General features: G+C 73.2%; 12 protein-coding genes. 6 read left to right on the plus strand and 6 right to left on the minus strand.

Features of this window, described 5'->3' with window-relative positions; translation table 11 throughout:
• Positions 1-6: 6 nt before the first annotated feature.
• The gene (dtd, locus tag AC0AIB_RS30405; RefSeq protein ID WP_328338805.1) at positions 7-429 is read right to left on the minus strand and encodes a D-aminoacyl-tRNA deacylase; all 423 of its coding nucleotides are present in this window, start codon (positions 427-429) and stop codon (positions 7-9) included.
• Positions 429-1,913 carry a DUF7782 domain-containing protein gene (locus tag AC0AIB_RS30410; RefSeq protein WP_328338803.1) on the minus strand — a complete coding sequence of 495 codons (1,485 nt, stop codon included), beginning with the start codon at positions 1,911-1,913 and terminating at the stop codon, positions 429-431. Before AC0AIB_RS30410 ends, dtd begins: the two co-directional genes overlap by 1 nt.
• 188 nt (positions 1,914-2,101) lie before the next feature.
• On the opposite strand from AC0AIB_RS30410, the gene AC0AIB_RS30415 reads away from it, so the two are divergent.
• Both AC0AIB_RS30415 and AC0AIB_RS30420 read left to right on the plus strand, forming a co-directional pair.
• Positions 2,102-3,325: a S8 family peptidase gene (locus AC0AIB_RS30415; RefSeq protein WP_465097991.1), complete on the plus strand. Its 1,224-nt coding sequence runs from the start codon at positions 2,102-2,104 to the stop codon at positions 3,323-3,325.
• Between the two features lie 77 nt (positions 3,326-3,402).
• Positions 3,403-3,972: an HhH-GPD-type base excision DNA repair protein gene (locus AC0AIB_RS30420; protein ID WP_328338801.1), complete on the plus strand. Its 570-nt coding sequence runs from the start codon at positions 3,403-3,405 to the stop codon at positions 3,970-3,972.
• A 211-nt stretch (positions 3,973-4,183) separates the two neighbouring features.
• On the opposite strand, the gene AC0AIB_RS30425 is transcribed toward AC0AIB_RS30420, so the two are convergent.
• Positions 4,184-4,495, minus strand: coding sequence for a hypothetical protein (locus tag AC0AIB_RS30425; protein WP_328338799.1), 312 nt, complete (start codon positions 4,493-4,495; stop codon positions 4,184-4,186).
• A 13-nt stretch (positions 4,496-4,508) separates the two neighbouring features.
• A complete protein-coding gene (locus tag AC0AIB_RS30430; RefSeq protein ID WP_328338798.1) occupies positions 4,509-4,796 on the minus strand; it encodes a hypothetical protein in 288 nt (95 codons plus the stop codon).
• Positions 4,797-4,899: 103 nt separating this feature from the next.
• Here AC0AIB_RS30430 and AC0AIB_RS30435 point away from each other — a divergent pair, with 103 nt between their 5' ends.
• A complete protein-coding gene (locus AC0AIB_RS30435; RefSeq protein ID WP_328338796.1) occupies positions 4,900-5,259 on the plus strand; it encodes a DUF3099 domain-containing protein in 360 nt (119 codons plus the stop codon).
• A gap of 31 nt (positions 5,260-5,290) precedes the next feature.
• Here the strand turns inward: AC0AIB_RS30435 and AC0AIB_RS30440 are convergent, their stop codons facing one another.
• Together AC0AIB_RS30440 and AC0AIB_RS30445 are read right to left on the minus strand one after the other, a co-directional pair.
• Positions 5,291-6,205, minus strand: coding sequence for a carbohydrate kinase family protein (locus AC0AIB_RS30440; RefSeq protein WP_465097992.1), 915 nt, complete (start codon positions 6,203-6,205; stop codon positions 5,291-5,293).
• Positions 6,202-7,128 carry a pseudouridine-5'-phosphate glycosidase gene (locus AC0AIB_RS30445; protein WP_465097993.1) on the minus strand — a complete coding sequence of 309 codons (927 nt, stop codon included), beginning with the start codon at positions 7,126-7,128 and terminating at the stop codon, positions 6,202-6,204. Before AC0AIB_RS30445 ends, AC0AIB_RS30440 begins: the two co-directional genes overlap by 4 nt.
• Positions 7,129-7,211: 83 nt before the next feature.
• On the opposite strand from AC0AIB_RS30445, the gene AC0AIB_RS30450 reads away from it, so the two are divergent.
• The 3 genes from AC0AIB_RS30450 (at position 7,212) to AC0AIB_RS30460 (ending at position 10,070) form a co-directional block, all read left to right on the plus strand.
• Positions 7,212-7,436: a DUF3039 domain-containing protein gene (locus AC0AIB_RS30450; RefSeq protein WP_176739083.1), complete on the plus strand. Its 225-nt coding sequence runs from the start codon at positions 7,212-7,214 to the stop codon at positions 7,434-7,436.
• 43 nt (positions 7,437-7,479) lie between these two features.
• Positions 7,480-8,130 (plus strand): trimeric intracellular cation channel family protein, encoded by a 651-nt coding sequence (locus AC0AIB_RS30455; RefSeq protein WP_328338788.1) that lies wholly within the window; start codon positions 7,480-7,482, stop codon positions 8,128-8,130.
• A gap of 206 nt (positions 8,131-8,336) precedes the next feature.
• Entirely contained in the window at positions 8,337-10,070 is a 1,734-nt protein-coding gene (locus AC0AIB_RS30460) for a DEAD/DEAH box helicase (RefSeq protein ID WP_328338786.1), read from the plus strand.
• Positions 10,071-10,096 lie beyond the last annotated feature (26 nt).

The following is a 10,096-nucleotide window of genomic DNA, read 5'->3' on the forward strand; positions in this document are numbered from 1 at the left end:
GGTGGGTTACAGGTCCAGGAGGAGGGTGCGGGGGCCGGTGTTGACGCTCTCGACGAGCATGTGGGTGCGGAAGCGGCCGGTCTCGACCGTCGCGCCCCGGGCGCGCAGCGCCTCGACCACGGCGGTGACCAGGGGTTCGGCCGTCTCGGCGGGGGCGGCGGCGGTCCAGCTCGGCCGGCGACCCTTGCGGGCGTCGCCGTAGAGGGTGAACTGGCTGACCACCAGGATCGGGGCACCGGTGTCGGCGGCGCTGCGTTCGTCGTCGAGGATGCGCAGCTCGTGCACCTTGCGGGCCATCGTCCCGGCCAGCTCGGGGGTGTCGGTGTGGGTGATGCCCAGCAGCACCAGCAGACCGTCGGTGATCGCGCCGACCACCTCGCCGTCGACCGTGACGCTGGCGCGGCCGACGGTCTGCACCACCGCCCGCATCAGTCGGTCACCGGCTCGACGATGCCCCGCTCGACCAGGTGCGCCACGATCGGGCCGGCCGCCTCGGCCAACTCGTCGACGGTGACGTCGTGTGCGGCGGCGAGCAGGGCGAGCTGGTCGCGCAGCGGCAGCCGCCCGTCGCAGCCGCCGACCAGGGCCAGCACCAGCGGGTCGACCTCCTCGCTCCAGCGCAGCCCGTGCGGCATGGTCAGGACCTGCCGGTCGACCGCCCAGCCCTCGTCGCCGATCGTCGCCTCCTGCCGCAGTTGCAACCCGCGGGCGGCCCGGTAGCGCGCGGCGAGCAGGCCGTCGACGCCCCGGTCCCGTACGAGGTCCTGCCTGTCGAACCAGGCGGTGACCTGGTCGCCCAGCGGAGGTTCGACCCGCTGCCGCAGGTCCTCCACCCGCACTGTCGGGTCTTCGTGGCCACCCCGGCGCAGCGAGACGATGCCGAAGCCGATCGCCTCGACCTTGTGCGCGTCGAACCAGTCCAGCCAGGCCGCCGCCCGGTGCGGGTCGGCCGCCTCGCCGACGTCGGTCAGCCACAGGTGCACGTACGCCATCGGGTCGGCGACCTCGCGCTGGATCACCCAGGCGTCCAGGCCGGTGCCGGCGAACCAGCCGGTCACCCGCTCCGCCCAGTCCTCCCCGGCGACGTGTACCCAGTTGGCCAGGTACTGCATGGTCCCGCCCTCGGTGAGCAGGCCCGGCGCGGCGGCGGCCAGCTCGGCGCCGATCGCGTCGCCGACCCGGCCGGAGTCCCGGTAGACGTGGGTGGTGGTGCCCGGCCCGACCACGAACGGCGGGTTGCTGACCACCAGGTCGAACCGCCGGCCGGCCACCGGGGCGACCAGGTCGCCGCGCACCAGTTCCCAGTCCTGCCCGTTGAGGGCGGCGGTGGTGGCGGCGAAGCGCAGTGCCCGCTCCGACACGTCGGTGGCGGTGACCTGCCGGGCGTGGGTGGCCAGGTGCAGGGCCTGTACGCCGGAGCCGGTGCCCAGGTCCAGCGCGGTGCCGACAGGGCGGCGTACGGTCGCCCCGATCAGGGTCTGGGTGGCCCCGCCGATGCCGAGCACGTGTTCGCTGTGCAGCGCTCGACCCGGGCGGGCGCTGGCCGGCACGTCGGCGAGCACCCACCAGGTGTCCCCGTACGGCTCCAGGTCCACCCCGGCGCGCAGGCCGTCGCCGTACGGCTCGACCAGGCCGGCGGCGACCGCCTCGGCGAGGTCGAGCGGGGCGAGCGCGGCGGCGACCGCCGCTTCGGGTTCGGTCTGGTCGCAGACGAACACCCGGATCAGGGTGGCCAGCGCGTCCCGGTCCTCGGTGGCCCGCAACGCGGCCCGGAAGTCGTTGCGGGCCACCCCGCCGGTGGCCTGCGGCCCGAGCCGGCCGGCGATGCCGTTGGCGGTGAAGTCGGCGCGGGTGAGCGCGGTACGCAGCGCGTCGACGCCGGCGGGGGAGAGCAGCATGTCGTAACGGTCCACCCCGTCATCCTGCCTGGTGCGGAGGCGTCCGGTGGCGGGCACCCGGGACATCCATAACACCAGCTCAATCCCCTGGCCGTTATCTCTGTTACGTGTGTCGATGTCTGGTTAGCATTCCCCCAACATCAGTCGATGGGACGTTCGGACGGCCCCGCCTGTCCGGTCGTACCCGGTAGGGAGTTCAGACGATGTCCGACGTGTCCGTCCCCCGACGTCGCGCGATCCGCGCGGTCGCCGTCGCGGCCGCCGCCGCGGCCTTCTCCGTCGCCGCCGGTGCCCCCGCCCTCGCCGCCCCCACCGGTCAGATCCGCTACGACTCCGCGCCGGGCGCGATCAGCGGCAGCTACCTGGTCGTGCTCAAGGGCGACGCTGTCGGCGCCGCCAACAGCCGCGCCGCCCACACCGCCGTGCCGGACCGCGCCGCCAGCCTCACCAAGCGGTACGGCGGAAACGTCGCCGACGTCTACAGCGCCGCGCTCACCGGCTTCAGCGCGAAGATGAGCGCCAGCCAGGCCCGCCGGCTCGCCGCCGACCCGGCGGTGGCCTACGTGGAGCAGGACCGGGTGCTTACCGTCCAGGCGACCCAGACCAACCCGCCGTCCTGGGGCCTGGACCGGATCGACCAGCGCAACCTGCCGCTGAACTCCAGCTACACCTACCCGAACACGGCCACCAACGTGCGGGCGTACATCATCGACACCGGCATCCGGACCACCCACACCGACTTCGGCGGGCGGGCCACCTGGGGCACCAACACGGTCGACTCCAACAACACCGACTGCAACGGCCACGGCACCCACGTCGCCGGCACCGTCGGCGGCACCAAGTACGGTGTGGCCAAGGGCGTCCGGCTGATCGCGGTGAAGGTGCTCAACTGCGCCGGCAGCGGCAGCACCACCGGTGTGGTCAACGGCGTCAACTGGGTGACCGCCAACGCGGTCAAGCCGGCGGTGGCCAACATGAGCCTCGGCGGCGGGGCCAGCACCGCCCTCGACAACGCGGTGGCCAACTCGATCAGCTCGGGCGTCACGTACGCGCTGGCGGCCGGCAACTCCAGCGCCAACGCCTGCAACTCCTCGCCGGCACGGGTCGCCTCGGCGATCACCGTCGGCGCCACCACCAGCACCGACGGGCGGGCCTCCTACTCCAACTACGGCACCTGCGTCGACCTCTTCGCCCCCGGGTCGAGCATCACGTCGTCCTGGAACACCAACGACAGCGCCACCAACTCGATCAGCGGCACCTCGATGGCGTCCCCGCACGTCGCCGGCGCCGCCGCCCTGGTCCTGTCGGCCAACCCCTCCTACACCCCCGCCCAGGTGGCCAGCTCCCTGACCGGCAGCGCCACCACCGGCGTGGTGACCAACCCCGGCTCGGGCTCGCCGAACCGGCTGCTCTTCGTGGTGAACTGACGCGACCTCACCTGCGGCCCGGTGGACACCAGTGGTGTTCGCCGGGCCGCGCCGCGTCGAGGGGGCAGGATGGGGGGATGACGTTCTCGTTGCCCATCGACGGCGAGGCCAACCGGCTGCTGGAACGCAGCCCGCTGGCCCTGCTGACGGGGATGCTTCTCGACCAGCAGGTGCCGATGGAGAAGGCTTTCTCGTCGCCGTACGTGCTCGCCCAGCGGCTGGGTCACGACCCGGACGCCCGGGAGTTGGCCGACTACGACCCGCAGGCGCTGGTGGCGGTCTTCACCGGTCCACCCGCACTGCACCGCTTCCCCAAGGCGATGGCCGGCCGGGTGCAGGAGCTGTGCCGGATCCTGGTCGACAGGTACGACGGCGACGCCGGCCGGCTCTGGGCCGACGTCACCGACGGGCGGGAACTGCTGCGCCGGATCGTCGACCTGCCCGGCTTCGGCACCCAGAAGGCGCAGATCCTCGTCGCCCTGCTCGGCAAGCGGTACGGGGTCCGGCCGGACGGCTGGCGGGAGGCCGCCGGCGGCTACGGCGACCCGGACGCGTACCGGTCGGTCGCCGACGTCACCGACGCGGAGTCGCTGCGCCGGGTACGCGAGTACAAACAGCAGGCCAAGGCGGCGGCGAAGGCCGGGTGAGGGGTCAGAGCGGCGGCGAAGGCCGGGTGAGGGGTCAGAGCGGCGGCGAAGAACGGCGCGGGGCCGGCGCGGCGGCGAAGGCTGGCGGCGGCTGACGCAACCGGGGTCGCTGCGGCTCGTCGAGATCCGCGACAGCGGCGACGGCGGGCGATGGCGGACGACGCACGTCAGGTGCGGTCACCCAGGCGACGCGCGGTCGGGTACGGGTGCCTCAGGCGGCGGTGGGGCGGGAGAGCGCGGCGAGCGCCCGGCGCACGTCGGCGAGCGAGACGGTGGCCGAGTCGTCCAGGTCGGCCAGGCCCGCCTCGATCCACTGCCGCATCAGCGTGGTGACCCCGATGCCGCGGGCCTCCGCCACCGACCGGACCCGCTCGTAGGTGTCCATCGGCAGGCGTACCGAGCGGCTGACCATCGGCACGTCGGTGTCGGGGGCGGGCAGCTCCACCGGCTGACTGTCGTCGATCAGCTCGGCGAACGTGTCGTCGCCGTCGTGGAATCGCTTGATGGCCTCGTTACGGTTCATCGCCGTCGCCTCCTCATCGGCGCGTTCTCCGCACGGTCTCGTCGTAGCGCTTGGCCTCGACATCGCTCAGTTCGCGGGCGGAGAGGACGTCCCAGTCGTGGTCGGTGCCGTCGGCCTCGGCGAGCAGGACGGCCAGCCGTCGGCCGCGACGGTTCGCGGCGTAGACGACCGTCAGGTCCTCGCCGAGGTGCCGGATCACCCGGCGGGTGCTGTGCAGCGCCTCCCAGACTTCCCCGGGGGTGACGTCGTAGACCCGCAGGTTGGTCAACGCCTCGTCGGTGAAGCTGAACCGGCTGCCCACCCGCGCAGCGTACCACGCACGTAACACGCGAGATGGTATGCGCCGATTTTCGCTGATCAAGGTGGTGCGGTGACAGGATGGGGGCAATCCCCTCAGGAGGTCCATGGTGAAGCGTCAGGCGTACCAGCCGATTCTGATCACCGACGCCTCGCGTAGCCAGGACGACCAGCTCACCAGCCGACAGAAGCGGTACGTGCTGATGATGGGCATCCGGGTGGCCTGCGTGATCGCCGGAGCGGTCCTGGTCGGCACGAAGGCCCCGCTGCTCTGGCTCTGGCTGCCCCTGGTGGCGCTGGGCATGATCCTCATTCCCTGGCTGGCGGTGCTGCTCGCCAACGACCGTCCGCCCAAGGAGGAGCACCGGCTCGCCAACCGGTTCCAGCCCCGCCACCGCGACGAGACCCCGCCGATGAGCCTCACCGCCGAGGAACGCCCGCACCGGGTCATCGACGTCGAGCCCTGACCACGGCTCCCGGCGCAGGCGTCCACCACCGCTACCCTGCTGCCGCCTCCGGGGCGGGGCGGGCACCCACCGTGGAGACCGCCAGCGCGCCGAGGTCGGCGGCGCGGGTCAGCGCGGCACGCGGTTTCGCGCCGGCCGTCCAGGCGGTGAGCAGGCCCGCCGCGAAGGCGTCCCCGGCGCCGGTGACGTCCACCACCGCGACCCGCAGCGAGGGGACCACCCCGATCGTCGCCCGCCGGTCCACCCAGATCGCGCCCGCACCACCGCGCTTCACCACCACCCGCCGGGCCGCCGCCGACAACGCCCGCGCCTGTGCCGCCGGGTCCAGCCCGCCGGCCAGCACGCTCGCCTCGTCCGCGTTGACGAGCAGCAGGTCGACGTCGCGTACCCAGGACAGGAAGGCCGCCGCGCCGATCCGCCGCAGCGGTGCGGCGGAGGCCGCGTCGACGCTGGTGGTCAGCCCCCGCTCGCGGGCCGCGGCCAACGCCCGCAGCCCGGCCGGTCGCGACCCGGCATCCAGCAGGCAGTACGCCGACAGGTGCAGGTGGGTCGCGTCGGGCAGCGTCGCCACAGCCCGGTCGACGTGCCCGACGGTCAGCCGCAGGTTGGCCCCCCGCTCGGTGACCATGGTCCGTTCGGCTGCGGTGGCCAGCACGATCACCGTCCCGGTGGTGGCCCGTGGGTGCACCTCGATCGCGCAGTCCACCCCGGCCCGCTCCAACTCGGCCACCCGGTCCCGGCCGGCGCTGTCGTCGCCGACCGCACCGACCAACGTCACAGGTGCGTGCTGGGCGGCGATCCAGGCGGCGGTGTTGGCCGCCTGACCACCACCGGTGACCCTGATCGTCGCCGGGGTGTCCGAACCGGTGGCCAACGGCCCGGCCAGCACCGCCACCACGTCGGTGATCAGGTCGCCGACCACCACGATCCGGCCCGGACCGGTCATGCCGTGCCGTGCCGGGCCGACGCGACCGCGATCCGGGCGGCCAGGTCGGCGTTGCGCAGGATGATCCGCACGTTGACCGCCAGGCTGGCACCCTCGGTGGCCGAGTGGAAGTAAGCCAGCAGGAACGGGGTGACCGCCTTGCCGGTGACCCCGTCGCGGCCCAACCGGGCCAGCCCCTCGGTGAGGGTCCGGTCGTGCAGCGCCGGGTCGAGCTGCTCGTCGACCGGAAGCGGGTTGGCCACGATCAGCCCGCCGCGGTGCACGCCGTGCTGCTCCCGGGCGGCCAGCACCTCGGCGACCTGCTCGGGGGACTCCACCGACCAGTCCAGGTCGAAGCCGGCGTCGGTCAGGTAGAACCCGGGGAAGCGCCGGGTGCGGTAGCCGAGCACCCCGACACCGAGGGTCTCCAGCCGCTCCAGGGTTGCCCCGACGTCGAGGATCGACTTGACCCCGGCACAGACCACCGCGATCGGGGTACGGGCCAGGGTGACCAGGTCGGCCGACTCGTCGAAGGTCTGCGCCGCCTCCCGGTGCACCCCGCCCAGCCCTCCGGTGGCGAAGACGCCGATCCCCAGGGCGGCGGCCACCGCGCTGGTGGCGGCGACGGTGGTGGCCCCGTCCGCGCCGGTGGCAGCGGCCACCGCGAGGTCGCGGACGGAGAGTTTCGCCACCCCGTCGATGGTGGCGAGGCGGGTCAGTTGGGCATCGTCGAGGCCGACGACGAGTTCGCCGCCGACCATGCCGATGGTGGCGGGGACGGCGCCGGCGTCGCGTACCGTCTGCTCGATCTCCCGGGCGACCCGCAGGTTGTCCGGTCGGGGCAGACCGTGCGAGACGATGGTGCTCTCCAGGGCGACGACGGGACGGCCGTCACGCAGGGCGGCGGCGACCTCGGTGCCAGGGCGGATGTGGAAGGTGGTCACGTCGGCTACCGTAACGGCCACCATCGGGGTGGGCTGCGGTGGACCGGACCCGGTCGACCTGCCAAACTTGGGCAGTTGGAGGTGTGACTGTGAGTACAGAGGTTCTTGAGCGTCCGGAGTTGAAGGACGCCGACACCGGTCCCGAGATGTTCCACTACGTGCGCAAGGAGAAGATCGCCGAGAGTGCCGTGATGGGCACCTACGTGGTGGCGCTCTGCGGCGAGACGTTCCCGGTGACCAAGGCCGCCAAGCCCGGCTCGCCGGTCTGCCCCAAGTGCAAGGAGATCTACGACTCGTACCGCGAGTGATCCCGGGCGGTCCGGCGGACCGCCCGGCGTACCCTTCGGCGGTGTGACCACCTCCACCGCCCTGCTCCTGGCCGACCTGACCGGGGTGGCCGTCTTCGCCGCCTCCGGGGCCTCCGCGGCGGTGGCCAAGCGGCTCGACCTGTTCGGCGTCGTCTTCGTCGGGTTCGTCGCCGCGCTCGGCGGCGGGATCGTCCGCGACCTGGTCATCGACGAGGTCCCACCGCTCGCCTTCGCCGACTGGCGGTATGCCGCCACCGCCGCGGTCACCGCGACCGCCGTGTTCTGGCTGCACCCACAGCTCGCCCGGCTGCGCACCACCGTGCTGGTGCTGGACGCCGCCGGCCTGGGCCTGTTCACCGTCACCGGCACGCTCAAGGCGCTCGACGCCCGGGTGCCGGCGGTCGGTGCCGTGGTGATCGGCATGCTCACCGCGATCGGCGGCGGCCTCGGTCGCGACCTGCTCACCGCCGAGATACCGGTGGTGCTGCGCCGGGAGATCTACGCCGTCGCCGCGCTCGCCGGATCGATCATGGTGGTGCTGCTGGCGGGGCTGGGGTACGCCGGGGCGGGCGGGCTGACCGCCGCGGCGCTGCTGGTCTTCGCCCTGCGCCTGGTGGCGCTACGGCGGCGCTGGTCGGCCCCGGTGGCGACGATGCACCCCCCGGACACCGGTCCCGGCCGTCCCCGCTTCTGATCCGCCTTTCCGCCGCCGCCTGTGATCCACTTCTCGTGACGGCGCTGGTCGGGGCGACGGGCGTGGTGTCGACTGGGGTTGCCGGCCCCGGCTGGTTATGCTGGGCCGGCCTTCGCGGCATTCTCTGCGCGGAGGCGTTTTCATGGGCGGCGGAACCGTGGCCCTCGGCCCGGATCCGCCTCGGTGCGGTCGGAGAGGAGCCTCGGGTGGCACCCCGGTTGCCGGCATTGGAGACGTTCCCGCCCCTGCGTGCCTGGCAGCGCAAGGCGATGGTGGAATACCTGCGCCGTCGTACCGACGATTTCACGGCGGTGGCGACCCCCGGCGCCGGCAAGACCACCTTCGCCCTGCGCATCGCCGCCGAGCTGCTCGTCGACGGCACCGTCGAGGCGGTCACCGTGGTCGCCCCCACCGAGCACCTGAAGACCCAGTGGGCCGAGGCCGCGGCCCGGGTCGGCATCCAGCTCGACTCCGCGTTCCGCAACGCCGACCTGCACTCCGCCGCCGACTTCCACGGCGCGGTCGTCACCTACGCCCAGGTCGGGATGGCCCCGCAGGTCCACCGGCGACGCACGATGACCCGACGCACCCTGGTCATCCTCGACGAGATCCATCACGCCGGCGACTCCCGTTCGTGGGGCGACGGGGTCAAGAACGCCTTCGAACCCGCGGTACGCCGGCTGATGCTCACCGGCACGCCGTTCCGCTCCGACGACAACCCGATTCCGTTCGTCACCTACGAGCGGGGCGGCGACGGGCTGCTGCGGTCCCGCGCCGACTCGGTGTACGGCTACTCCGACGCGCTGCGCGACGGGGTCGTCCGTCCGGTGCTGTTCCTGGCGTACTCGGGGGAGACCCGGTGGCGGACCAACGCCGGGGACGAACTGGCGGCGCGGCTCGGCGAGCCGATGACCCAGGATCTCGTCGCCCAGGCCTGGCGGACCGCCCTCGACCCGGCCGGGGACTGGATGCCGCAGGTGCTCCGGGCGGCCGACGCCCGGCTGACCGTGCTGCGCAACGCCGGAATGGCCGACGCCGGTGGCCTGATCATCGCCAGCGACCAGCAGAACGCCCGCTCCTACGCCAAGCTGATCGAGCAGGTGACAGGCGAGAAGGCCACCGTGGTCCTCTCCGACGACCAGGGGGCGTCCGCCCGGATCGCGACGTTCGCGGCGTCCGTGCAGCGGTGGCTGGTGGCGGTCCGGATGGTCTCCGAGGGCGTCGACATCCCCCGGCTGGCGGTCGGGGTGTACGCCACCAGCGCCAGCACCCCGCTCTACTTCGCCCAGGCCATCGGCCGGTTCGTCCGGGCCCGACGGTCCGGCGAGACCGCCTCGGTCTTCGTACCGAGCGTGCCACACCTGCTCGGCCTGGCCAGCGAGATGGAGGCCGAGCGGGACCACGTGCTCGGCAAGCCCAAGGACCGGGAGGGCTTCGACGACGAGCTGCTGGAGCGGGCCCAGCGCGACGACCAGGCCAGCGGCGAGCTGGAGAAGCGGTTCACCGCGCTCTCCGCGACCGCCGAACTGGACCAGGTGATCTTCGACGGGGCGTCCTTCGGCACCGCCGCCCAGGCCGGCACCCCGGAGGAGGAGGAGTACCTCGGGCTGCCCGGTCTGCTCACCGCCGCCCAGGTGTCGCAGTTGCTGACCAAGCGCCAAGCCGACCAGCTCGCCGCGCAGCGCCGGCGGGCAGCCGTCCGGGCCGCTGAGCCGGCCGCTACGGCCCCCGCCGCGCCCGTGGTGCCCCTGAGTGCCGCCCAGCGCCGGGTCGCGCTACGGCGTCAACTGAACGCCCTGGTGGCCGCCCGGCACCACCGCACCGGACTGCCCCACGGCAAGATCCACGCGGAACTACGCCGACTCTGCGGCGGCCCCCCCAGCGCCCAGGCCACCATCGAACAGCTAGAAGAACGCATAGCCACCCTCCAAACCCTCTAGCCCCACCCCACCCCACCCCACCCCTC

The organism is Micromonospora sp. DSM 43699 (assembly GCF_055517075.1).

What these genes read in the sequence shown, in the direction of transcription:
- AC0AIB_RS30435 (WP_328338796.1), top strand. Translation starts at nt 4,900, where the DNA reads ATGGTGAAGCGTCAGGCGTACCAGCCGATTCTGATCACCGACGCCTCG.
- AC0AIB_RS30440 (WP_465097992.1), bottom strand. Translation starts at nt 6,205, where the DNA reads ATGACCGGTCCGGGCCGGATCGTGGTGGTCGGCGACCTGATCACCGAC.
- AC0AIB_RS30415 (WP_465097991.1), top strand. Translation starts at nt 2,102, where the DNA reads ATGTCCGACGTGTCCGTCCCCCGACGTCGCGCGATCCGCGCGGTCGCC.
- AC0AIB_RS30420 (WP_328338801.1), top strand. Translation starts at nt 3,403, where the DNA reads ATGACGTTCTCGTTGCCCATCGACGGCGAGGCCAACCGGCTGCTGGAA.
- AC0AIB_RS30425 (WP_328338799.1), bottom strand. Translation starts at nt 4,495, where the DNA reads ATGAACCGTAACGAGGCCATCAAGCGATTCCACGACGGCGACGACACG.
- dtd (WP_328338805.1), bottom strand. Translation starts at nt 429, where the DNA reads ATGCGGGCGGTGGTGCAGACCGTCGGCCGCGCCAGCGTCACGGTCGAC.